This window comes from Streptomyces sp. NPDC000880 (assembly GCF_053599675.1).
The window spans coordinates 1-22951 of sequence record NZ_JBSFMS010000069.1 but is presented as its reverse complement, the minus strand read 5'-3'; the positions used below and the strand labels follow the sequence as shown (position 1 = coordinate 22951).

Here is a 22951-nt window from a genome sequence, read left to right as displayed (position 1 = left end):
CGCCTCCCCGGTCAGCCCAGCCGCTTCGCCAGAAACTCCTCAAAGGTGACCTTCCCGACGGCCCGTTCGGGCGTCAGCTGCGCACCGCTGCGGTAGCCCGCGTACGCCTTCCCGGCCAGCCGCACCGGCGCGATCGGGCGACGCTGCCCGGTGGCGTGCAGGTAAGCGCGCGCCAGATCCGCCAGCGGGCGGATCTCAGGGCCGCCCATGTCGTCCACCCGTCCCGCCGGCGCGCCGACGGCCAGCTCGGCCAGTCGGTCGGCGACTTCACCCGTGTCGATCGGCTGCACGCTCACCCCCGAGGGCAGCGGCAGCACCGGCATCCGTGCCGCGCCCGCCAGCAGGCGCAGCAGCAGATCGTGGAACTGGGTCGTCCGCAGCACAGTCCAGCCCGGACCCGAACCCCCGGCCTCCTCGATCATGCGCTCGACCTTGTGCTTGATGCCGTAGTAGCTGAGTGGCAGCCGGTCCACGCCGACGATCGAGATGTACACCAGATGGGGCACCGAGGCCCTGCGCGCGGCCGCGAGCAGATGTGCGGCCGCCCGGTCGTCACCGCCGCGCGGCGTGGACGCACAGTGGACGATCGCATCCACGCCCTCGACCGCCGCGTCCAGCCCCGAGCCGTTGCGCAGATCGACGGCGTACGGCTTCGCGTGGCGGCTGAGCACCCGGACCTCGTGTCCGCGCTCGCGCAGCCGGTCGCTCACCAGACTGCCCAGCGTTCCCGTACCGCCCGTTACCAGGATCGAGGTCATGGCACCAGCGTGCCAGACCCGTGCGAAGCCCGACGGCGGCAAGGGCCGGTCTCCGCCGCCGGGCGGTCCACACCCCACACTCCGCGGAGGTGCCGCAGACACTAAGAGGACTAGACCAAAGCGTCAATAGGTCTGATCGAGAAAGCCCGCACAGGCGCTTGGGGGCCGGACTTGTGAGCCACCCCACAGCCGTTCACTCGCATGGCCCACGAACAGCCGTGGCACACTTGCCGTGTATCAGCAGCAGCGCACTCCGGGGTCGGTGTAATTCCGAACCGGCGGTTACAGTCCGCGACCCGTTCGCATCCAGCGGCCGGTTGACCAGGTGAAATTCCTGGACCGACGGTGAAAGTCCGGATGGGAGGCAGTGCGCGGCGGGCGGCCCTTCCGGCACGCCGGCCGTAGTGGCTGATCGCCGTCCGTCGGTGATCGGTGCGCTCGGTCCCGGCGTCCCCGTGGATCGTTGTCCCGCTCTCTGTCGTCATCGACAGGCCCCGGAGTCCGTGCCCGAAAAGGCAGGAGGACCCGGTGGCCACCGCAGCCGACTCAGACGCCATGCGCCGAGCGATCCGGCTCGCCGCCCGCGGACTCGGCTCCACCAGCCCCAACCCGGTCGTCGGGTGCGTCATCCTCGATGCCTCCGGACAGCCCGCCGGCGCCGGCTACCACCAGCGCGCCGGCGGTCCGCACGCCGAGATCAACGCGCTGCGCGACGCCGGTGACCTGGCCCGCGGCGGCACCGCGTACGTCACCCTCGAGCCCTGCAACCACACGGGCCGCACCGGCCCCTGCGCCCAGGCGCTGATCGAGGCCGGAATCAGCCGGGTCGTGTACGCGGTCGGCGACCCGAACCCACAGGCCACCGGCGGCGCCGACACCTTGCGCGCGGCCGGGGTACAGGTCGAGCAGGGCCTACTCGCCGACAAGGCCGAGGCGGGCAACATCGCCTGGCTCACCTCCGTACGCCTCGGGCGCCCCTACGTCCTGTGGAAGTACGCCGCCACCCTCGACGGCCGCATCGCGGCGCGGGACCGCACCAGCCGCTGGATCACCTCGCCCGAGTCCCGCGCCGACGTCCACCGGTTGCGCGCCGAGGCCGACGCGGTGATCGTCGGCTCGGGCACGATGCGCGCCGACGACCCGCACCTCGCGGTCCGCGGCATCGATGACGCCGTACAGCCGCTGCGGGTGGTCGTAGACACCGAAGGCACCGCCGTGCAGCCCGGCGCCCGCGTCCTCGATGACGCCGCGCCCACTCTCATCGCGGTCGCCGATGACGCCGAGACCCAACTGCCCGATGTCGTACGGCTGCCGAGGGCCGGCCGCGGCCTCTCCGTACCGGCTCTCCTGGACGCCCTGCACCAACGCGGCATCCGCTCCGTACTCCTCGAAGGCGGCCCGACTCTCGCCGGAGCCTTCGTCGCCGCGGGAGCCGTTGACAAAGTCGTCGGCTACCTCGCCCCCGTACTCCTCGGCGCGGGCTCCGCTGCCCTCGCCGACGCGGGAATCTCCACGATCAGCGAAGCGTTGCGGCTCGAGATGACCGAGACCGTGCGCATCGGCCCCGATCTGCGTATCACCGCCGTCCCCGCCACAACCCCGAAGGAGCGCTGAGTGTTCACCGGAATCGTCGAAGAGCTGGGTGAGGTCACCGCCGTCGAAAACCTCGGTGACGCCTCGCGCTTCCGACTGCGCGGCCCCCTCGTCACCGAAGGCGCGAAACACGGCGACTCCATCGCCGTCAACGGCGTCTGCCTCACCGTCGTCGACTTCGGGGACGGCGAGTTCACCGCCGACGTGATGGCCGAGACGCTGAACCGCTCCAGCCTCGGGGCGCTCGAGGAAGGCTCCCGCGTCAACCTGGAGCGGCCGATGGCCGTCGGGGACCGGCTCGGCGGGCACATCGTGCAGGGACATGTCGACAACGTCGGTACCGTCCTTGAGCGCAAGCCGTCGGAGAACTGGGAGATCGTGAAGATCTCCCTCCCCGCCGACCTCACCCGCTACGTCGTCGAGAAGGGCTCGATCACCGTCGACGGCGTCAGCCTCACCGTGGTCGACGCCGGCCCCGACTACTTCACCATCAGCCTCATTCCCACCACCCTCGCCCTGACCACGCTCGGCATCAAGCAGCCCGGCGACCCGGTCAACCTCGAGGTCGACGTCATCGCCAAGTACGTCGAGCGGCTGCTCGGCGCGGACACCAAGGAGAGCGCGAAGTGAGCGCCGTCGACTGGCTGGGCAGTGAGGCCTTCACGGCCTTCGACCAGCACATCAAGTGGTCCGACATGATCGGCAACATCGTCGGCCTGATCGCGCTCGGGCTCGGCTGGCGGCGCTCGATATGGACCTGGCCCGCCCAGTTCGCCTCCGGTGTCATCCTCCTCGTCGCCTTCGCCTCCGCGCATCTGACCGGCAGCGCCGGCAAGCAGGTAGTGGTCATGGTCGTCGCGTCGTGGGGCTGGTGGCAGTGGACCCGCGGCCGGCAGCAGGCCCAGGACGGCTCGATCGCCGTCCGCTTCGCCACTTGGCGTGAACGCAGTGTCCTCGCCGCCGGTGCGGCCGTCGGCACCCTGGCCGTCGGCGGGCTGTTCACCCTGTACCCGTCGTTGTCCTGGGACCCGTGGCCAGACGCGTACATCTTCGTCGGCACCCTGGTCGCCATGTACGCACAGGCTCGGGGCATGGTCGAGTTCTGGTTCGCGTGGCTGCTCGTCGACCTCGTCGGCGTGCCGCTCAACTTCGCCAACGGCTTCGCCTTCTCCGGTTTTGTCTACGTCATCTACGGCGCGCTCGTCCTGTGGGGCATGCGCGACTGGTGGCTGCGCTCGCGAGCGAGCGCCCAGCCCTCCCTGGAAGGAGCAGCGGCATGACTGCACTGCCCACCTGGTACTCCACCGACAACGTCGAGGACTTGGCCCTCGACCCGGTCGAGCAGGCCATCCGTGACATCGCCGCAGGCCGGCCCGTCGTGGTCGTCGACGACGAGGACCGCGAGAACGAGGGCGACCTCGTCATCGCCGCCGAGAAGGCCACGCCCGAGATCATCGCCTTCATGATGAGCGAGTGCCGCGGCCTGATCTGCGCCCCCATGGAGGGCGAGGAGCTGGAGCGGCTCGACCTGCCGCAGATGGTCGAGCGCAACACCGAGTCGATGCGTACGGCATTCACCGTCTCCGTCGACGCGGGGCCCGCGTTCGGCGTCACCACCGGCATCTCCGCGGCCGACCGTGCCACCACCCTCCAACTGCTGGCCGGCGGCGAGGCCGTGGCCTCCGACTTCGTACGCCCCGGCCATGTCTTCCCGCTCCGTGCCAAGGCCGGCGGGGTGCTGGTGCGCAACGGCCACACCGAGGCCGCCGTGGACCTCGCCCGGCTCGCGGGCCTGCGCCCGGCCGGCGTCATCGTCGAGATCGCGGGCGAGGACGGGGTGATGCTGCGGCTGCCCGAGCTGATCCCGTTCGCCCGAAAGCACGGCCTGACGATCATCTCCATCGAGGACCTGATCGCCTACCGCCGCTCCAGCGAGCCGACCGTCAAGCGCGAGGCCGAGGTCAATCTGCCCACTTCTTTCGGGCAGTTCACCGCCTACGGCTACCGCTCCACCGTCGACGGCATCGAGCATGTCGCGCTCGTCCACGGCGAGATCGGCGACGGCGAGGACGTCCTCGTACGCGTCCACTCCGAGTGCCTGACCGGCGACATCTTCCACTCGCTGCGCTGCGACTGCGGCCCCCAGTTGCAGGCCTCCATGGAGCACATCACCGAGGCAGGCCGCGGCGTGGTGGTCTATCTGCGCGGCCACGAGGGCCGCGGCATCGGCCTGCTGTCCAAGCTGCGCGCGTACGAACTGCAGGAGCGCGGCCACGACACCCTCGACGCCAACCTGGAACTCGGCCTGCCCGCCGACGCCCGCGACTACGCGGCGGGCGCCCAGATCCTCGAGGACCTCGGCGTACGCAGCCTGCGGCTGATGACCAACAACCCCGAGAAGATCACCGCGCTCGTCCGGCACGGCCTCACGGTCCACGGCCGCGAGCCGATGCCTGTCCAGGCGGGCGAGCACAATCTCCGGTATCTGCGCACCAAGCGGGACCGGATGGGACACGACCTGCCCTGGCTCGACGCCACCGGTGTGTCGGCCTGCGGCAACCAGTAAGTCAGAAAGCGGCAAGGGAGAAACATGAGTGGCAAGGGTGCACCCGAACTGTCCGTACGCAACTGCGGCGACCTGCGGGTGGCGGTGATCGCGGCCCAGTGGCACGAGAAGATCATGGACGGCCTCGTCGACGGCGCCCTGCGCGCACTGCACGAGCTGGGCATCGACGAGCCGACGCTGCTGCGTGTCCCCGGCAGCTTCGAGCTCCCGGTGGTCGCCAAAGTGCTCGCGGGCCGCGGTTACGACGCGATCGTGGCGCTCGGCGTCGTCATCCGTGGCGGCACCCCGCACTTCGAGTACGTGTGCCAGGGCGTCACCCAGGGCCTGACCCAGGTCTCCATCGACACCGGCGTCCCGGTCGGCTTCGGCGTACTGACCTGCGACACCGAGGAGCAGGCACTGGATCGGGCCGGTCTCGACGGGTCCCACGAGGACAAGGGACACGAGGCGGTCACCGCCGCACTCGCCACCGCCGCCACGCTGCGCACCGTCAGCGAACCCTGGCGCTGATCGGTGCGGGCGCACCCCTTACTCTTGGGACCATCATGGCGAACAAAACCTTCGAAGAGCTCTTCGCCGAGCTGCAGCTCAAGGCGGAGAACGGCGACCCTGCCACCTCCCGCACCGCCGAGCTGGTGGACAAGGGCGTGCATGCTATCGGCAAGAAGGTCGTCGAGGAGGCCGCCGAGGTCTGGATGGCCGCCGAGTACGAGGGCAAGGAAGCCGCCGCCGAGGAGATCTCGCAGCTGCTGTACCACGTCCAGGTGATGATGGTCGCGCGCGGGATCTCCCTCGACGATGTCTACGCCCACCTCTGAGCACAGCCCCCACTACACCCATACGAACAAAGGAAGCCTCTCTCATGCTGCGCATCGCCGTCCCCAACAAGGGTTCACTGTCCGGACCTGCGTCGGCGATGCTCCATGAGGCCGGCTACCAGCAGCGCAAGGAGTCCAAGGAGCTCGTCCTCGTCGACCCTGAGAACGACGTCGAGTTCTTCTATCTGCGCCCGCGCGACATCGCGATCTACGTCAGCTCCGGCAGGCTCGACATCGGCATCACCGGCCGCGATCTGCTGCTGGACTCCGGCGCCAACGCCGAGGAGATCCTCCAGCTCGGCTTCGCCCGCTCCACCTTCCGCTACGCCACCAGGCCCGGCACGGCCACGGGCGTCGACGGCTTCGGTGGAATGACAATTGCCACCTCCTACGAGGGCATCGTCGCCAAGAACCTCGCCGAGAACGGCATCGACGCCTCCGTCGTGCACCTCGACGGCGCGGTCGAGACCGCGATCCAGCTCGGTGTCGCCGAGGTCATCGCCGACGTCGTGGAGACCGGCACCAGCCTGCGCAACGCCGGTCTGGAAGTCATCGGCGAGCCGATCCTCACCTCCGAGGCGGTCGTCATCCGGCGCACCGGCGAGCCCACCGACGACCCGAAGGTGCAGCAGTTCCTGCGCCGCCTCCAGGGCGTCCTGGTCGCCCGCACCTACGTGATGATGGACTACGACTGCCGGGTCGAGCACCTGGAGCAGGCCGTCGCCCTCACCCCGGGCCTCGAGTCGCCGACCATCTCCCCGCTGCACCACGAGGGCTGGGTCGCCGTCCGCTCCATGGTCGCCGCCAAGGAGGCGCAGCGGATCATGGACGACCTGTACGACATCGGCGCGCGGGCGATCCTCACCACGGCCATCCACGCCTGCAGGCTCTGACGGATGGCTGCCACCATGCCCGCCGCCGCGCCCCAAGTCCCCGCTCTTCCCATCACGTTCAGGCCGACCCGCACCCGGATCGTCCTGCTGACCGTGGGTGCGGCGATGTTCGTCGTGATTACCGGGGTCGCCCTGCTGCTGGAGAAGCTGAGCGCGGGGGAGCGGAGCAGCTTCGTCTTCACCGCCCTGGTCTTCTTCGGCGTACTGGCCCTGCTGAGCCGGCCCAAGGTCGTCGCCGACGAGCACGGCGTCACTGTCGTCAACCTCACCCGTACCCGTCGGCTGGAGTGGGCGGAGATCCTGCGGGTGAATCTGCGCCCCGGCGACCCGTGGGTGTTCCTCGACCTCAGTGACGGCACCAGCCTGCCGGTGCTCGGCATCCAGCCCGGCATCGCCAAGGCACAGGCCATCAGTGACGCCCGCGCGCTGCGAGCGCTCGCGGAGAGCCGCGGCACCCGCGCGGACGAGGGCTGAGCGGCGACGCCCTGCCGCGCCGACCTCGCCGGCTGCGCCTTCCGGGGGGGGCAACCCCGAGCCCCCCGGCTGAAAACGATTACTCTGGTGGCCGGTGGCGACAAGCTCGCCCTCCCCGCACCACACGGCCGCCAGCGGCCCGCGGGGCACCTGCGACCCGAGGAGTGACTCGCTCCAGCAATGGACGGATCGTCCGATAGTACCTGCGCCGCCCCCTCCCAGGAGGCGGCGGCATGATCGTCCCCCTGTTGCTGCTTGCCGCAGCGTTTCTCCTGATCCTCGCCAATGGCTTCTTCGTGGCGGCCGAGTTCGGCCTCGTCACGGTGGAGCGGCCCGATGCCGAGCGCGCCGCCGCCGAGGGTGACCGCCGCGCCCGCCGTGTCGTCAAGGCACTGCGGGAGCTGTCGTTCCAGCTCTCCGGCACCCAGCTCGGCATCACCATCACCTCGCTCGTTGTCGGCATGCTCGCCGAACCCGCCCTGGCCCAGCTGCTCGACGGACCGCTGACCGCGACGGGGCTGCCCGAAGGGGCCGTCTCCGGGGTCGCCGTGGCGATCGGGATGCTGTTCGCCTCCGCCGTCCAGATGGTGATCGGCGAGCTCGTTCCCAAGAACTGGGCGGTCTCCCGACCGTTGCAGGTCGCGCGGTTCGTCGCCGGACCGCAGCATCTCTTCTCGACCGTCTTCCGCCCCGTCATCACCCTGCTCAACGCTGTCGCCAACCGTCTCGTACGGCTGTTCGGCGTCGAACCGGCCGAGGAGATGGCATCCGCCCGCACCCCCGGCGAGCTCGTCTCGCTGGCCCGCCACTCGGCACGGGCCGGCGCGCTGGAGCAGGACACCGCGGATCTGTTCGTACGGACCCTCTCGCTCGGGCATCTCACCGCGCAGCATGTGATGACCCCGCGAGTGAAGATGAGCGCCCTCCAGTCCGATGCCACCGCGGCGGACGTCCTCAACCTCACTCGCGCCACCGGCCTTTCGCGCTTCCCCGTCTACCGGGTGCGCATCGACGAAATCGTCGGCATGGTGCACCTCAAGGACGCTCTCGCGGTCCCGGTCGATGAGCGGCTGCGCACCCGCGTCGACCGGGTCGCCGTACCGCCGCTGCTGGTGCCCGAGACGCTGCCCGTGCAGCAGCTCCTGGATCGGCTGCGCAGCGAGCAGCCCATCGCCGTGGTGGTCGACGAGTACGGTGGCACGGCCGGAGTCGTCACCCTGGAGGACATCATCGAGGAGCTCGTCGGCGAGGTCCGCGACGAGCACGACGCCGAGGCCGACGGGCGGCCCGAGCTCGCGCCCGTGGCCGCTGAGGAGGGCAACCCCGCCTGGGAGGCCGATGGCAGCTGCCGGGTCCTCACGCTGCGCCGGATAGGCCTCGATGTGCCCGACGGCCCGTACGAGACCGTGGCCGGCCTCGTTGCCGATCTGCTGGGGCGTATCCCCGCCCCCGGTGACCGGGCCGAACTGCCCGGCTGGCGGCTCTCGGTGCGCCAGGTGGACCGCTACCGCGCCGAACGGGTGCGCCTGGTGCGTACCGCCGATGTGCCGGCCGTGACGGAGGCCGTCCGATGAGCGTCCTCCAACTGCTGTTCGCGCTGCTGCTGGTGCTGGCGAACGGCTTCTTCGTCGGAGCCGAGTTCGCCCTCGTCTCCGTACGCCGCAGCCAGATCGAACCGCTTGCTGCGGCAGGTTCCTCGCGGGCCCGGCAGGTGCTGCACGGCCTGGAGAACCTGCCGCAGATGATGGCGGCCGCACAGTTCGGCATCACCATCTGCTCACTGACACTCGGCGCGGTGGCCGAGCCGATCGTGGCGCATCTGCTGGAACCGGTCTTCCACGCGGCCCATGTGCCCGAGGGGCTGATCCATCCGCTGGGCTATTTCATCGCCCTGGCCGTGGTCGTCTTCCTGCACCTGGTCATCGGCGAGATGGTTCCGAAGAACCTCGCCATGGCCGCCCCCGAGAAGACCTCGCTCTGGCTGAGCCCGGGCCTCGTGGGCTTCGCCCGGCTGTGCCGCCCGGTCACGGTCGGACTCGGTGCCTGTGCCCGGGGGGTGCTGCGGGCCTTCCGCGTCGAGCCGAAGGACGAGGTGGAGGCGGTCTTCACAAGTGAGCAGCTGAACCGTCTCGTCGAGGACTCGGGCCAGGCGGGTCTCCTCGATCCGGCCGAACAGGAGCGGCTCGAGGACGCGCTGGAGCTGGGCAGCCGCCCGGTGACCGATGTGCTGATCGCCCGCTCCACACTGGTGACGGTCCCGCCCTCGGTCACCCCGCGCCAGATCGAGGAGCTGACAGTACGCACCGGCTACTCCCGCTTTCCGGTCTGCGCGGAGGGCGCGGGTCCCTATATGGGCTACCTCCACGTCAAGGACGTACTCGATCTGGAAGACGGTGAACGGGCCGTGCCCCAGCACATCTGGCGCCCCATGGCTACCCTGGCGGCCGAACTCCCCCTGGACGACGCCCTAGCCGTGATGCGCCGCGCGGCCACCCACCTCGCCCAGGTCGCCGACGCGTCCGGCCGGGTGCTGGGACTGGTCGCACTGGAGGACGTCCTGGAAATGCTGGTCGGCGAGGTCCGTGACCCGTCCCACCGGGTGACGGTGCCCCGGGTGCCCCAGGCGGCCCAGCCCGCACTGGACACCGCGCTGGCCGGCTGAGCCTCGGCGTCAGGTTCAGCCCGGCGGAGGATCCTGCGGGCCGCGGTCGACCGGACCGCGGCCCGACAGGACCTCGCCGTACGCCTGCATCAGATCGGGCAGCCGCAGGGTGGAGAGGTCCTCGCGGGTGGGCGTGCCCGGGTATCCGGACAGCCGCAGATCCCGGTAGGCGCAGCTCTTCTCGTACAGGGTGCGCAGGAAGCGGCCGTTGCCGAGCTCGTCGATCCAGCCCTGGTCGACCACGTGCCCGCTGATGGAGCGCAGCTCCTCGCGGGCCTCGTCGTCCCACACATCGCCGTTCTCGCCGGCCAGTACTTCGCCGATCGCGGTCAGTTCGAGAGGGCGGTAGGAGGGGAAGTCGACCCGTGTGGTGAAGCGGGAGGAGAGCCCGGGGTTGGCGGCGAGCAGCCGGTCCATGCCCTCCGGGTAGCCGGCCAGGATGACCACCAGGTGGTCGCGGTTGTCCTCGGCGCGCTTGAGGAGGACCTGGAGGGCCTCGTCGCCGTACGCGTCGCCCTTGGAGTAGCCGGTGTTGGAGAGGCTGTACGCCTCGTCCACGAACAGCACGCCGCCGAGCGCAGAGTCGATCAGCTCATTGGCCTTCACCGCCGTCTGGCCCAGGAACTCTCCCACCAGGTCGGCCCGTTGGGCCTCCACCAGATGGTCGCCGCCGAGCAGCCCGAGCGCATAGAAGACCCGGCCGAGAATGCGGGCGACGGTGGTCTTGCCCGTACCGGACGGGCCCGAGAAGACAAAGTGCCGTTTCGGCGGCTGGACCGGAAGGCCCTGGCCGGCGCGCAGCCTGGCCATCTTCAGCTGCGCGGACAAGGCTTTGACCTGCCGCTTGACCGGCTCCAGTCCGACCATCCGCTCCAGCTCGGCGAGTGCCTCGCCGAGCAGCACCGGATTGGTGGGGCTCGCCGGGAACGCCGGTGGTGCCGGCTGAGCCGGCACCACCGCCTTGTGCCGTGGGCCCTCGGGCGGGACGCTCGGCACGGACCCGGGGAGCTGGGTCTGCGGGTCGACGCCGAACCGTGCCTCGGCCGCGACCGGCCCGTCGCCGTCGGCCTGCGCGTCCACCGCGTCCTGGCCGAAGCCCGCCAGGGACACGGCCGCGAACCCGGACGACTCGTCGTACCCGTCGATGCCGTCGTACTCCGCGATCGCCGCGAGGCGCGCGGAGGTGTCCATGAAGGCCGGGTCGATCCTGTGCACCGCCCGGTACAGCGGCAGGGCGGCGGCGCTGCGGCCGGTGCCTTCGTGCGCACGCGCCAGCCAGTAGCGCAGCTCTTTGCGCTGCGGCTGCTCGCTGCGACAGCGCATCAGGGCGGCGGAGAGCAGTGGCTCGGCCTGCCCGTACATCTCCAGGCGTACGCGTGCCATGCCGCCGAACAGCCCGGCCTCGATGCCCAGTAATGGATCGTTGATCAGCGGCTCGGTGTGGCGTACGAGCTGTTCCCAGTCCTTGACCAGATACGCGCGGCAGGCGTGCAGAAAGCGCACCTGCGGGTCTGCGTCGACCGGCGGCAATCCGGCGAGGGCCTGGTCCAGCTCCGGCACATGGCGGCCGTCGAGCCAGTGGGAGGCGTGCGCGAGCAGCAGGTCGCGCGGGCTCTCCAGTACCGGCTGAACCCACCAGCCCAGCCAGTACCAGGAGTTGAGGGTGCGGCGGTGGCGGGCGCGCTGCTCGCCGAAGCGCTCGCGGGTGCTGTACATACGCAGCAGCGCGGTCGTGGTGTCGACGCGCAGGGCATGGAGCCCGAGCCAGCCGTCGGCCATCCCGGGATCGAGCCGCACGGTGGTCCGGAACTCCTCCTCCGCCTGCGGATACGCACCCATCGTGTAGGCGTCCACGCCGCGCACCCAGGCGAGGTCGGCCGGGGCCGGTACGCCCTGCGTGCCGATGTCCATCAGGCCCCCCACAAAAGTGCACCTGTCGTGTGTTCCCGGGGGCGCGCCCCCGGACCCCCGGCGCCGGGCGGGCGACCGTGGGGAAACGCACTGAACCACCTTGCCGTGGACGGGAATTGACCCCACCGAGGTGCATCGTACCTGCGCAAAGGCGTGTGACGAAGGGCGCGGCTAGCTGTCCGGTGGCGGTGACCCTGGGTGAGCGGGGGGTGAGGTGCCGCGCATGTGATGTGGGGGAGAGGGGCAGAACGAAGCCCCCGATCACGGGGGAACAACCGGGGGCTTCGCGTCTGCGGCAGCTCCGGAAAGCCGCACATTGAGAACGTAAGACCTGTACGCCCCCTCGGTCAAGAAGAGTTGAGGCACTCTTGAGACGGAATTCCGACTACTCAGTATGTCGGGGGAAAGCGGTCACCCCGTGTGATGGCTTGATTCGGTCGCGCTGTCACAGAAGGCCCCGGGAGCCACTCATAACCCTCGTGACACTCACGTACCAGGGCATCGGCGTACAGGCGGGAGGGGTCCGCGGCGAAATGGCGTGTCTCCGCCACTGTCCAGCCGTCCCAGAAGGCGGAAAGCCCGCTTCCGTCGCGTCGGCGGCCTCGCTGCCAGGACTCTTCGGCGTCCCGCTCCATCCACAGCAGCCGCGCCAGATACGGGCGCAACGCCCGTCGCCCTGCTCCCACGCCCTCGATCAGCACGACGGGGGCGGCCTCCAGCGCGCGCGGCGCACCGAAGCGGCGCAGATTCCAGTCGTACGGGTCGTAGTGCGCCCTCCGGCCGTGCGTGAGGGGATCTATCACCTGGGTCAGCATCCGGTCCGTCCACGCGAAGAGCTCCTCGTGGGTGGCGAGATCGTCCAGATGGAGCACCGGCACATCGTCGCCGACGGCCTCCGCGAGCCGGGCGGCGAAGGTGCTCTTGCCCGATCCGGCGTGGCCGTCGACCCCGATCAGCCGCACCGGTCCGCACGAGGGCGCCAGTGCGCGCAGCGCCGGAGCCTGCCGGTCGAGGTCGTCCATGCCCGCAAGCCTAAGAGGGCGGCGTGTCCCGCCGCAGGCCACTACGGGGGGATCCCATTGGACGAGACCAATATTGGTGGCGCGACGCGGCTCCGGGCGCTGGCAGAAGTCCGCCCGGAACCGCAATAGTTGCCCCCACTGTCGCGTACCTGACTTGGGGGTCCCATGGCCAGACCTACTTCGCGCCGAACCGTGCTGAGCGCTGCGATCGCGGCAGCTACGGGTGCGGGCGCGCTGTCCTCGTCCGCGATGCCGGCCGCCGCCGCGCCGGGCGGGACGCTCTTGGAGCCGGAGTCCGCCGGGCCCGCAGAGTCCGCCGCGCCCGCGGGGGGTACAGAGCCCGCGGGGCGCGCGCCCGCGCCGACCGTGGACAACCGCTTCTGGACCTCGTACACCGACTGGCGCCTCGGCACCGCGGCCGGCACCCGGGCCGTCGCCGGCAGCCGCCCCGGCCTGGTACTCGAGGGCCCCACGGGCCGCACCGACTACACCGACCCGCACACCGGACAGACCACCACCTGGGAGTACGGCACCTGGACCTCGCCCGTCCATCTCTCCCGGGTCCCCGCGACCGAGGTCATCGCCTCCTGGAACGCGCACACCCCGGCCGGCACCTGGCTCCAGGTCGAGCTGCGCGGCAGCTACTCGGACGCCGCCCGGACGCCCTGGTTCGTGATGGGCCGCTGGGCGGCGGGCGACGGCGACATCCGGCGTACCTCACTCGACGACCAGACGGACGGCAGGTCGAGCATCTGGACCGACACCTTCTCCGTCGATGACGCTTCGAGCGGGCTGCGGCTGAGCTCGTACCAGCTGCGGCTGACCCTCTACCGCAAGCCCGGCACGAAACTGACGCCCACCGTCTGGCGGCTCGGCGCGATGGCCTCCGACATCCCGGACCGCTTCACCGTGCCCGCGTCGACGCCGGGGCTCGTGCGCGAGCTGCTCGTGCCGCGCTATTCGCAGAACACGCACATCGGCCAGTACCCGGAGTACGACAACGGCGGTGAGGCGTGGTGCAGCCCCACGTCATCGCAAATGATCATCGAGTACTGGGGCCGGAAGCCCACCCCGGCCGACCTGTCCTGGGTGAACCCCGCCTTCGCCGATCCGCAGGTCTGCCACGCGGCCCGCTCCACCTTCGACTACCAGTACAACGGCTGTGGAAACTGGCCCTTCAACGCCGCCTACGCGGCCACCTACCGGGACATGAGCGCGGTCGTCACCCGGCTGTCCTCCCTCACCGACCTGGAGACCTTGATCCGGGCCGGTATCCCGGCCATAACGTCCCAGTCCTTCCTCAAGGAAGAGCTGACCGGGGCGGGCTATGGCACCTCCGGCCATCTGATGACTGTGATCGGCTTCACAGCCGACGGCGATGTCATCGCCAACGATCCGGCGTCGCCCAGCAACGAGGCCGTACGCCGGGTCTACAAGCGCGCCGAGTGGGAGACGATCTGGCTCCGCACCAAGCGCTACAACGCGAGCGGCAAAGTGGTCTCGGGCACAGGCGGCGTCTGCTACCTGTACTGGCCCGCAGGCCCGACGGCCGCCCAGCGCCGGGCTCTGGCGGCCTTCGGCATCCGCTGACGCGCCAGCCGTCCCCCGGGGTAGTGACGTACGTCTCTACCCCGGGGCCGGTATCGCTGGCACTGTGGTTGGGTCACCCTGGGGAACGCACCTGCCAGCCGACTGAACGAGACGCACTATGACTTCGACCGCTGCCACCGCCGAGCGAGCCCGCACCCGCACCGGCGGCCCCGACGACGGCCCCAAGGTCCTCGAGCACATCCTCGGCTGGACCCTTGTCGTCGTCCTCGCCATGTTCGTCACCCAGCTCGGCCTGATCTGACCGCAGATCCTGGGCCGCGGCGCTTGCCGAGGCCGTGCCCGAGCCGGTCGAGGCATTACGCGAGGACGGACAGCCGCGTCCGGTTGCCCGCCCTCATCGTCTCTGCAGGCTAGTTGATGGCCTTGATCAGCTCTCCGTTCGGGGTGTCACCGCTGAGCTCCCAGAAGAAGGTGCCGCCCAGGCCCTGCTGGTTCTTGTAGTTCATCTTCCCCGCGATCGTGGCGGGGGTGTCGTAGCTCCACCACTGGGTGCCGCAGTGCGCGTACGCAGTCCCGGCGACGGTCCCATTGGCCGGGCACCTGCCCTTGAGTTCCTTGTAGTCGTCGATGCCCTGCTCGTACTTGCCGGGCGCGGGTCCGGTCGCCGTCCCGCCGGGCGCCTTCTGTGTCACGCCCGTCCAGCCCCGTCCGTAGAAACCGATGCCCAGCAGCAGCTTCGACGAGGGGACGCCGAGGCTCTTGAGTTTCTTGATCGCGGCGTCGGAGTTGAAGCCCTGCTGCGGAATGCCGGTGTAGGAGGTGAGCGGCGAGTGCGGGGCCGTGGGGCCCTGCGCCGCCCAGGCGCCGAAGAAGTCGTACGTCATCGGGTTGTACCAGTCGACGTACTGGGCCGCGCCCGCGTAGTTCACCGCTTCGATCCTGCCGCCGGACGAGGCGTCCGCGGTGATCGCCGCGGTCACCAGGTTGGAGCTGCCGAACTTCGCACGCAGCGCGGACATCAGGTTCTTGAAGGACTCGCGCCCGCTGGTGTCGCAGCTGAGGCCGCAGGCGTTGGGGTACTCCCAGTCGATGTCGATGCCGTCGAAGACATCGGCCCAGCGCGGGTCCTCGACCAGGTTGTAGCAGGACTGGGCGAAGGCGGCGGGGTCGGCCGCGGCCTGACCGAAGCCGCCGGACCAGGTCCAGCCGCCGAAGGACCAGAGGACCTTGAGGTTCGGGTGGAGCTTCTTCAGTTTGCGCAGCTGGTTGAAGCTGCCCCGCAGCGGCTGGTCCCAGGTGTCGGCGACGCCGTCCACGCTCTGGGCGGCGGTGTACGTCTTCTCGTAGTCGGCGAAGGCGTCACCGATCGCGCACTTGCCGCCTGTGACGTTTCCGAAGGCGTAGTTGATGTGGGTGAGCTTGTTCGCGGAGCCGGAGGTCTGGATGTTCTTGACGTGGTAATTGCGGTCGTAGACGCCCCATTCGCTGAAGTAACCGATCACCTTGTTCCCGGCTGCCGCCGGGGCGGCAGGGGTCTTCGCGGTCTTCGTGGCCGGGGCGGATTCGCCGGCGGAGGCGAGTTGGCCGCCGGTGAGCAGGGTCGCGCCGAGTACGGCGGTACACGCGGCGGCGATGAGCGCCCTCAGGCGGGCGCGGGGACGGAGTGGTCCGAGCATCAGGTCTCCTCGTGGGGGAGGGAGAGCGAGTGGGGGGCAGGTGCTGTCGACCGTCCGACTTCTTTGGCATGAACGCGGCCAGCCGCTGGGAAGAAACGGTAGAAGGACTAGACCAGTGCGTCAATGGTTCGGACCAATTCCGACCGGTGGTGGGAGAGCGGAGCCGTCAATTCCCACCCGTGACGGAAGTCCGCTGATCGGGCATACTCAACGCGCCACAGCGGCCGTCGAGTCTCTTTCGTGATCCGGAAGGGCAGCATCGGCCTGGCAGCAAGTCCGGCGGCGCGCCCACACCCTTCGCGCGCGACGCCGCAGCGCCCGACAGGGAGGAGAGCGCCGCAATGCCCGACCGCGCCCCGCATCCGGTGGAACGCCAACTGCCCGCCGAGGAATCCAGGGATCTGATCGCCCTGGTACGCGACATCATCCAGCGGGAGATCGCCCCCCGGGCGGCCGAGGAGGAGGACTCCGGGCACTTCCCGCGCGAGGTCTTCTCGCTCCTGTCCGAGTCCGGACTGCTCGGCCTTCCGTACGACTCCGAGTACGGCGGCGGAGACCAGCCGTACGAGGTCTACCTCCAGGTCCTCGAAGAGCTCGCCGCCGCCCGCCTCACCGTCGGCCTCGGCGTCAGCGTCCACTCCCTCGCCTGCCACGCACTCGCCGGCTACGGCACCAAGGAGCAGCAGACCGAGCATCTGCCCGCCATGCTCGGCGGCGGCCTGCTGGGCGCGTACTGCCTGTCCGAGCCCGGCTCCGGCTCGGACGCCGCATCGCTGCGGACCAAGGCCGTGCGTGACAAGGACAGCTGGGTGATCACCGGCACCAAGTCCTGGATCACGCATGGCGGGATCGCCGACTTCTACACCGTGATGGGCCGGACTGGCGGGGAGGGCGCCCGCGGCATCACCGCCTTCCTGGTCCCCGGTGACACACAGGGCCTGAACGCCGCCGCACCCGAGAAGAAGATGGGTATGAAGGGCTCGCCCACCGCCCAGCTCCACTTCGACGGCGTACGGGTCCCTGACTCCCGCAGGATCGGCGAGGAGGGCCAGGGCTTCGCGATTGCACTCTCCGCGCTCGACTCGGGCCGGCTCGGCATCGCCGCCTGTGCGGTCGGGCTCGCGCAGGCGGCCCTGGACGAGGCCGTCTCGTATGCCACCGGGCGCCGGCAGTTCGGACGGCCCATCGCCGACTTCCAGGGGATGCGTTTCATGCTCGCCGACATGGCCACCCGGATCGAGGCGGGGCGAGCGCTCTACCTCGCCGCTGCCCGGCTGCGCGACGCGGGACGGCCGTTCTCCCGGCAGGCCGCCATGGCCAAGCTGTTCTGCACCGACGCGGCAATGAGCGTCACCACCGACGCGGTCCAGGTGCTCGGCGGTTACGGCTACACCCTGGACTTCCCGGTCGAGCGCTATATGCGCGAGGCCAAGGTGCTCCAGATCGTCGAGGGCACCAACCAGATCCAGCGCATGGTCATCGCCCGTCACCTGGCCGGACCTGAGACACGCTGAACCTAGTCACCCGGGTTCGTGGGTGCCGTGGGCCACACGACGTTGGTGGCTGCTGTCCGGTGGGTGGTTTTCGCGGCCGAGTCCCATGCAGCCCGCGGCGGCGCGAAAGCCGGCGGCGCCGCGAGCCTGCTCCACTCCGGGTCGCGGCGCCCGGGCAGGGTCCTGCCCTTGCTCGCCCACAGCTGGAGCAGCTCCCGGTAGATGGGCGGATCGGCCGGGTGCGGAACCGATTCTTCGGGTGGCGGTGTCGCCAGCCGGCGCCGACCGTGACTGGTCGCGGAGTACAGCAGGGTCATGTCTGGGGAACGCACCGCGCCGGTGGCGGGTTACCGCTGGGCCAAATCGCGCGGAAGTTCGCGGGTTACCGGATTCGGGGTTGCCGTGGGCCAGGGGCGTTGGTGGTTGCTTTCCGGTGGGTGACCTCGCGGGCGAGCCCGCACGCGGTTGGTGATCGCCGAAAGGGCGCCGACGGGTACCGCACCCTGCGTGGCTGTCCTCATCCGCGACGGCCACCCCGACGTCCAACTCGGTGGGCCCCAGACCGACTTCAGCTACCGCCCCGGCACCCGCCATCCCCAGCGCGCGGTCGTCCACCTCACCGGCCCGGCCAGCAAGCCCCTCGAACTCGGCGTGGAGATCCTCGCCTCCTCCTCGCGGGCACCTTCATAGGGTCCGCCCGATGATCTGAAGAAGACCCTCAGGCGGCGTGGCGCCGCATCTGCGGCACCCGCAGCGGACGCGAGCCCGGACCACCGACGTGCGAGAAGGGCTGCGTCCGCCAGTCGAAGCCCTGGGGGAGCGTCAACAGCAGCGCGGTGTCCTGCTCCTGGACCTCGAGGGTCTCGTCCGCGGGACGCGCCTGCGAGGCGGGACGGCCGGTGCCGGCGCACACGGTCAGCCCGAACGGATTCCACGGGGTGGGGCACAGCGCGTGCTCCGGCAGGACGTCCTCGTCCGCCAGCAGCGCGATCGGCTGCGCGCAGTCCGGGCAGATGACCCGGTACATCTCAAAGGTGTCGTACGCGTCGAGCTCGTCGATCTCAGCCAGTTCGGCCGAATCGACAGGCTCCGGTTCGGTACGGCCGGTGTTCTTGACACTCTGCATGGAGAATTCCCCCCTCGGGTGGGCCGACCAGGCACTTGCGGCCTCGACCACAGCAAGCAATTCCCCACGCGCCCGGCAGGTAACCGTGCGGTCACGGCCGACCGGGGCGGCAAACCTGTGGCATTCGTCACATGCCTGCCGCAGGTGCCCCCTGTACGCCGCAGCCGACTGTGCCGGAAGCGACCTGGGGCAATAGGTTGATCCGCATGGAGGAGCTGGATCGTCAGATCGTGGAATTGCTCGTCAAGGACGGGCGGATGAGCTACACCGACCTGGGCAAGGCCACCGGCCTGTCCACCTCGGCGGTGCATCAGCGCGTCCGCCGTCTGGAGCAGCGTGGCGTCATCCGCGGCTATGCCGCGGTCGTCGATCCCGAGGCGGTCGGGCTGCCGATCACCGCGTTCATCTCGGTCAAACCCTTCGACCCGAGCGCGCCGGACGACATCTCGGAGCGTCTCGCCGACGTGCCCGAGATCGAGGCCTGCCACAGCGTCGCGGGCGACGAGAACTACATCCTCAAGGTGCGCGTCTCGACGCCGCTGGAGCTGGAGCACCTGCTCACCCGCATCCGCTCGCTGTCCGGGGTCTCCACCCGTACGACGGTCGTACTCTCCACCCCGTACGAGGCACGCCCGCCGCGTATCTAGGCTGGTCCCATGAACGAGAGCGCCGTCCCCAAGAGCGAACACCGCACCGTGCTGCTGCGCGGTGGAGAAGTCCACAGCCCCGCCGACCCCTTCGCCACCGCGATGGTCGTCGAACGGGGACATGTCGCCTGGGTGGGCTCCGAGGGCGCCGCCGATGCCTTCGCGGGCGGCGTCGACGACGTGATCGACCTCGAAGGGGCCCTGGTCACCCCGGCGTTCACGGACGCACACGTGCACACCACGGCGACCGGCCTCGCGCTCACCGGCCTCGACCTGTCCGGCGCTCGCACGCTCGCCGAGGCCCTCGGTCTCGTACGGCAGCACAGCGCCGCACACCCCGGCGACAAGGTTGTCCTCGGGCACGGCTGGGACGCCTCGCGCTGGCCCGAGCGCCGCCCGCCGTCCCGGGCCGAGCTCGACGAGGCGGCCGAAGGCCGTCCCCTCTACCTGCCGCGGATCGACGTCCATTCGGCGGTGGTGACCACCGCCCTGCTCGACCTCGTCCCCGGCGTCAGCGACCTCACCGGCTTCCACCCGGACGCGCCGCTGACCGCAGCGGCCCACCACGCCGTGCGCTCCGCCGCCCATGGCGCGATCACCCCCGCCCAGCGCGCGGCCGCCCAGCGCGCCGCACTCGCGCAGGCCGCCTCTCTCGGCATCGGCACCGTCCACGAGTGCGCCGGCCCCGACATCTCCGACGAGGACGACTTCACATCCCTGCTGGCACTGGCCGAGGCGGAGCCGGGCCCACGGGTCGTCGGCTACTGGGCCGAGCAGGTCGCAGACGCGAAGGACGCCCGGCGGATCCGCGAACTCGGCGCGATCGGCGCGGCCGGCGACCTCTTCGTCGACGGCTCCCTCGGCTCGCACACCGCCTGCCTGCACGCCCCCTACGACGACGCCCCGCACACCGGCGCCGCCCACCTCGACACCGCGGCCGTCGCCGCCCATGTCACCGCCTGCACCGAGGCCGGACTGCAGGCCGGATTCCACGCCATCGGCGACGCCGCCCTCACCGCGGTCGTCAACGGCGTCAGGGCCGCGGCAGACACGATCGGTCTTGCCCGCGTACGAGCCGCCCGCCACCGCGTCGAACACGCCGAGATGCTCACCCCCGAAACCATCGCCGCCTTCGCCGAGTTCGGCCTCACCGCCTCGGTGCAGCCCGCCTTCGACGCGGCCTGGGGCGGCGACAGCGGCATGTACGCGCAGCGCCTCGGCGTCGAACGGGCCCGCACCCTCAACCCGTACGCGGCGCTGCTGCGCGCCGGAGTGCCCCTCGCCTTCGGCTCCGACACCCCCGTGACCCCGCTCGACCCCTGGGGCACCGTCCGGGCCGCCGCCTTCCACCGCACCCCCGAACACCGCATCTCAGCCCGCGCCGCCTTCACCGCCCACACACGCGGCGGCTGGCGCGCCGTCGGCCGCGACGACGCCGGTGTCCTGGTTCCCGGCGCGCCTGCCGACTACGCCGTGTGGCGCACCGAGGAACTCGTCGTCCAGGCCCCTGACGACCGCGTCGCCCGCTGGTCCACCGACCCCCGTTCCGGCACCCCTGGCCTGCCCGATCTGAGCCCCGGCGCCGAACTCCCCGTCTGCCTGCGGACCGTGGTCTTCGGACAAACCGTCTTTGAGCGGCCGTACGAGTGAAGTGCGGACATTTCGTGCCGTCGGCAGATACTCCGCGCGCTCGCCGCGACCTGCGGATCTTCCCTGCTGACCTGGTGATTTGGGCAAATCTTGCAGATCAGACGACTGTTGACATGGAGCGCCCACCGGCGGGTAGGTTCGGCCGAGTCCACCACAGGACGTCCGACCGGCAAACCTCCACGCAGTCGTCGAACGCCGCTGGGTCATGGGGGAGTGCGCCGCACCGGCGCACTGCCACTGGGAGCCAGGTTCAGCGCCCGCGCCTCGGGGGCGAGGGAAGGTTCCAGCCGGTCGGCGGGTGCGACCCGGGTGGGGCCCGGCGTTCAGTAGACAACGGCTCTCGGTCGACCCGCAGCCAGCGGGTCCCAGGTCGGCCCGAAGGACGCCGGGCCCCGATCCGCAGCTGCTTTCCGCGCCGCCGTCGGACGTACGACACCGCAGCTCCGTGCCGCCGCAGTCGCGCGCTGAGCGCTCGCTATGGTGGGGCTCTGTGCACGGACTTTAAGGGGCAGCAGTGAACGACGGCGCTGGGGTTATCCGTGGCGAAGCCCAGGGGCGGCGGTACGGCCCGCTGGGCAGAGCCTTGGTGATCATCCCGACTTACAACGAGGCCGAGAACATCAAGCCGATCGTCTCCCGGGTGCGCGCGGCCGTGCCCGAGGCGGACGTCCTCGTCGCCGACGACAACAGCCCCGACGGCACCGGCAAATTCGCCGATGCGCTCGCGGCCCAGGACGACCAGGTGCATGTTCTGCACCGCAAGGGCAAGGAAGGGCTCGGCGCCGCGTACCTCGCGGGCTTCACCTGGGGAATCGAGCACGGCTACGGCGTACTCGTCGAGATGGACGCCGACGGCTCCCACCAGCCCGAGGAACTGCCCCGGCTGCTGACCGCCCTCAAGGGCGCCGACCTGGTCCTCGGCTCTCGCTGGGTCCCCGGCGGCCGCGTGGTCAACTGGCCCAAGTCCCGCGAGTTCCTCTCGCGGGGCGGCAGCACGTACTCACGCCTCCTCCTCGGCGTTCCCATCCGGGACGTCACCGGCGGCTACCGCGCTTTCCGCGCCGAGACCCTCCAAGGGCTCGGGCTGGCCGAAGTGGCCTCCCAGGGCTACTGCTTCCAGGTCGACCTGGCCAGGCGAGCCGTCGCAGCCGGCTACCACGTCGTGGAGGTCCCCATCACCTTCGTCGAGCGCGAACTGGGGGACTCCAAGATGAGCCATGACATCGTCGTCGAGGCGCTGTGGCGGGTCACCGCCTGGGGAATCGGAGGCCGGGCGAATCGTCTCCTCGGCCGCAAGCCCTCCTGAGGCCATAAGCCCTCCTGGGGTCGCATGTCGTCCTGGGGTCGCACGTCGTCCTGAGGTCGCAGGTCGTCCTGATCGCGGACGGCCGCCGGGCCCGTCCGCGATCTTGATCAACCGCTTATGCCGCTCCGGCGGGCGTCCAGGCACACTGGGAGCATGACGACCGGCGCACCGCCCCCGACAGCCCCCAGGCGCTCGCGCGCCCGCACTTTTGTCCCGCTCGGCATCGCCGCCTGGCTGGTGCTCGAGATCTGGCTGCTGACCCTCGTCGCCGACGTGGCCGGCGGACTCACGGTGCTTGCCCTGCTCGTCGGCGGCGCCGTCCTCGGCGGCGTCGTGATCAAGCGGGCAGGCCGCCGCGCGTTCCGCAGCCTCACCGAGACCTTGCAGCAACAACAGGCCGGCCAGGGGCCGGCCGCCGGCGCCGACAGCACCGGGACCGGCAGCGGCAGCGGCAGCCCGGGCAATGGATTCCTGATGCTCGGCGGACTGCTCCTCATGCTGCCCGGCCTGATCTCCGACGTGGCGGGCCTGCTGCTGCTGGTACCGCCCGTCCGCTCGATGCTCGGGCGGTACGCGGAGCGGTCCGTGGAGAGCCGTATGCGCGCTGCCGCGCCCGGCAGCCTCGGTGACGCCTTCCAGCAGGCCCGCATTCACCGGCCGGACGGGAAGGTCGTGCAGGGTGAGGTCATCAGGCAGGACGGAACGCCGCCGCGGAGTTACGAGGACGAGGGCCGCAGACCTCCGCTGACCCCCTGACAGCATCTGACGGGATCCGCGCACAGGACAGAGCCGCGGGCCGTCTCAC

General features: G+C 70.5%; 24 protein-coding genes and 1 riboswitch. Of the genes, 18 read left to right on the top strand and 6 right to left on the bottom strand.

What is annotated here, in order from left to right:
* Positions 1 to 11: 11 nt before the first annotated feature.
* Positions 12 to 758, bottom strand: a complete 747-nt coding sequence (locus ACWDO5_RS21970) for an SDR family oxidoreductase (RefSeq protein ID WP_450532026.1) — start codon at positions 756 to 758, stop codon at positions 12 to 14.
* A gap of 244 nt (positions 759 to 1002) precedes the next feature.
* Positions 1003 to 1133: riboswitch (FMN riboswitch) on the top strand.
* Positions 1134 to 1286: 153 nt separating this feature from the next.
* On the opposite strand from ACWDO5_RS21970, the gene ribD reads away from it, so the two are divergent.
* The 10 genes from ribD (at position 1287) to ACWDO5_RS21920 (ending at position 9764) form a co-directional block, all read left to right on the top strand.
* Positions 1287 to 2372 carry a bifunctional diaminohydroxyphosphoribosylaminopyrimidine deaminase/5-amino-6-(5-phosphoribosylamino)uracil reductase RibD gene (gene ribD / locus ACWDO5_RS21965; protein WP_450532025.1) on the top strand — a complete coding sequence of 362 codons (1086 nt, stop codon included), beginning with the start codon at positions 1287 to 1289 and terminating at the stop codon, positions 2370 to 2372.
* Positions 2373 to 2981 (top strand): riboflavin synthase, encoded by a 609-nt coding sequence (locus tag ACWDO5_RS21960; protein ID WP_450532024.1) that lies wholly within the window; start codon positions 2373 to 2375, stop codon positions 2979 to 2981.
* Positions 2978 to 3631 carry a nicotinamide mononucleotide transporter family protein gene (locus ACWDO5_RS21955; protein WP_450532023.1) on the top strand — a complete coding sequence of 218 codons (654 nt, stop codon included), beginning with the start codon at positions 2978 to 2980 and terminating at the stop codon, positions 3629 to 3631. Before ACWDO5_RS21960 ends, ACWDO5_RS21955 begins: the two co-directional genes overlap by 4 nt.
* Positions 3628 to 4917 carry a bifunctional 3,4-dihydroxy-2-butanone-4-phosphate synthase/GTP cyclohydrolase II gene (locus tag ACWDO5_RS21950; protein WP_450532022.1) on the top strand — a complete coding sequence of 430 codons (1290 nt, stop codon included), beginning with the start codon at positions 3628 to 3630 and terminating at the stop codon, positions 4915 to 4917. The genes ACWDO5_RS21955 and ACWDO5_RS21950 overlap by 4 nt, the downstream gene beginning before the upstream one ends.
* Before the next feature lie 24 nt (positions 4918 to 4941).
* On the top strand, positions 4942 to 5427 hold the full coding sequence (ribH, locus tag ACWDO5_RS21945) for a 6,7-dimethyl-8-ribityllumazine synthase (RefSeq protein WP_450532021.1): 486 nt from the start codon (positions 4942 to 4944) through the stop codon (positions 5425 to 5427).
* A 35-nt stretch (positions 5428 to 5462) separates the two neighbouring features.
* The gene (locus ACWDO5_RS21940; RefSeq protein ID WP_450532020.1) at positions 5463 to 5735 is read left to right on the top strand and encodes a phosphoribosyl-ATP diphosphatase; all 273 of its coding nucleotides are present in this window, start codon (positions 5463 to 5465) and stop codon (positions 5733 to 5735) included.
* Between the two features lie 44 nt (positions 5736 to 5779).
* Positions 5780 to 6628, top strand: coding sequence for an ATP phosphoribosyltransferase (hisG, locus tag ACWDO5_RS21935; protein WP_450532019.1), 849 nt, complete (start codon positions 5780 to 5782; stop codon positions 6626 to 6628).
* Between the two features lie 3 nt (positions 6629 to 6631).
* Positions 6632 to 7102, top strand: coding sequence for a PH domain-containing protein (locus tag ACWDO5_RS21930; protein WP_450532018.1), 471 nt, complete (start codon positions 6632 to 6634; stop codon positions 7100 to 7102).
* Between the two features lie 233 nt (positions 7103 to 7335).
* Complete coding sequence (locus ACWDO5_RS21925) at positions 7336 to 8676, top strand: hemolysin family protein (protein WP_450532017.1); 1341 nt, start codon at positions 7336 to 7338, stop codon at positions 8674 to 8676.
* Positions 8673 to 9764 carry a hemolysin family protein gene (locus ACWDO5_RS21920; protein ID WP_450532016.1) on the top strand — a complete coding sequence of 364 codons (1092 nt, stop codon included), beginning with the start codon at positions 8673 to 8675 and terminating at the stop codon, positions 9762 to 9764. Before ACWDO5_RS21925 ends, ACWDO5_RS21920 begins: the two co-directional genes overlap by 4 nt.
* 15 nt (positions 9765 to 9779) lie before the next feature.
* On the opposite strand, the gene ACWDO5_RS21915 is transcribed toward ACWDO5_RS21920, so the two are convergent.
* Positions 9780 to 11675 carry an AAA family ATPase gene (locus ACWDO5_RS21915; RefSeq protein WP_450532015.1) on the bottom strand — a complete coding sequence of 632 codons (1896 nt, stop codon included), beginning with the start codon at positions 11673 to 11675 and terminating at the stop codon, positions 9780 to 9782.
* A gap of 389 nt (positions 11676 to 12064) precedes the next feature.
* A complete protein-coding gene (locus ACWDO5_RS21910; RefSeq protein WP_450532014.1) occupies positions 12065 to 12697 on the bottom strand; it encodes a uridine kinase family protein in 633 nt (210 codons plus the stop codon).
* Positions 12698 to 12862: 165 nt separating this feature from the next.
* Between ACWDO5_RS21910 and ACWDO5_RS21905 the strand changes: the two genes are divergently transcribed.
* Together ACWDO5_RS21905 and ACWDO5_RS21900 are read left to right on the top strand one after the other, a co-directional pair.
* Positions 12863 to 14287 (top strand): peptidase C39 family protein, encoded by a 1425-nt coding sequence (locus tag ACWDO5_RS21905; protein WP_450532013.1) that lies wholly within the window; start codon positions 12863 to 12865, stop codon positions 14285 to 14287.
* A gap of 118 nt (positions 14288 to 14405) precedes the next feature.
* Positions 14406 to 14549: an SCO1431 family membrane protein gene (locus tag ACWDO5_RS21900; RefSeq protein ID WP_450532012.1), complete on the top strand. Its 144-nt coding sequence runs from the start codon at positions 14406 to 14408 to the stop codon at positions 14547 to 14549.
* 109 nt (positions 14550 to 14658) lie between these two features.
* Here ACWDO5_RS21900 and ACWDO5_RS21895 read toward each other — a convergent pair whose 3' ends face one another.
* A complete protein-coding gene (locus ACWDO5_RS21895; protein ID WP_450532011.1) occupies positions 14659 to 15924 on the bottom strand; it encodes a glycoside hydrolase family 18 protein in 1266 nt (421 codons plus the stop codon).
* Between the two features lie 341 nt (positions 15925 to 16265).
* Between ACWDO5_RS21895 and ACWDO5_RS21890 the strand changes: the two genes are divergently transcribed.
* The gene (locus ACWDO5_RS21890; protein WP_450532010.1) at positions 16266 to 17438 is read left to right on the top strand and encodes an acyl-CoA dehydrogenase family protein; all 1173 of its coding nucleotides are present in this window, start codon (positions 16266 to 16268) and stop codon (positions 17436 to 17438) included.
* 2 nt (positions 17439 to 17440) lie between these two features.
* Here ACWDO5_RS21890 and ACWDO5_RS21885 read toward each other — a convergent pair whose 3' ends face one another.
* Positions 17441 to 17734: a hypothetical protein gene (locus ACWDO5_RS21885; RefSeq protein ID WP_450532009.1), complete on the bottom strand. Its 294-nt coding sequence runs from the start codon at positions 17732 to 17734 to the stop codon at positions 17441 to 17443.
* Positions 17735 to 17924: 190 nt separating this feature from the next.
* Between ACWDO5_RS21885 and ACWDO5_RS21880 the strand changes: the two genes are divergently transcribed.
* A complete protein-coding gene (locus ACWDO5_RS21880; protein WP_450532008.1) occupies positions 17925 to 18107 on the top strand; it encodes a hypothetical protein in 183 nt (60 codons plus the stop codon).
* Between the two features lie 28 nt (positions 18108 to 18135).
* On the opposite strand, the gene ACWDO5_RS21875 is transcribed toward ACWDO5_RS21880, so the two are convergent.
* On the bottom strand, positions 18136 to 18543 hold the full coding sequence (locus ACWDO5_RS21875; protein WP_450532007.1) for a hypothetical protein: 408 nt from the start codon (positions 18541 to 18543) through the stop codon (positions 18136 to 18138).
* A 206-nt stretch (positions 18544 to 18749) separates the two neighbouring features.
* On the opposite strand from ACWDO5_RS21875, the gene ACWDO5_RS21870 reads away from it, so the two are divergent.
* The 4 genes from ACWDO5_RS21870 to fxsA all read left to right on the top strand — a co-directional run bounded on the left by ACWDO5_RS21870 (position 18750) and on the right by fxsA (position 22902).
* Positions 18750 to 19190 (top strand): Lrp/AsnC family transcriptional regulator, encoded by a 441-nt coding sequence (locus ACWDO5_RS21870; RefSeq protein ID WP_307664705.1) that lies wholly within the window; start codon positions 18750 to 18752, stop codon positions 19188 to 19190.
* A 9-nt stretch (positions 19191 to 19199) separates the two neighbouring features.
* A complete protein-coding gene (locus ACWDO5_RS21865) occupies positions 19200 to 20840 on the top strand; it encodes an amidohydrolase (protein WP_450532006.1) in 1641 nt (546 codons plus the stop codon).
* 514 nt (positions 20841 to 21354) lie between these two features.
* Entirely contained in the window at positions 21355 to 22146 is a 792-nt protein-coding gene (locus ACWDO5_RS21860) for a polyprenol monophosphomannose synthase (RefSeq protein ID WP_450532005.1), read from the top strand.
* Positions 22147 to 22299: 153 nt separating this feature from the next.
* Complete coding sequence (gene fxsA, locus ACWDO5_RS21855) at positions 22300 to 22902, top strand: FxsA family membrane protein (RefSeq protein WP_450532004.1); 603 nt, start codon at positions 22300 to 22302, stop codon at positions 22900 to 22902.
* Positions 22903 to 22951: the final 49 nt, after the last annotated feature.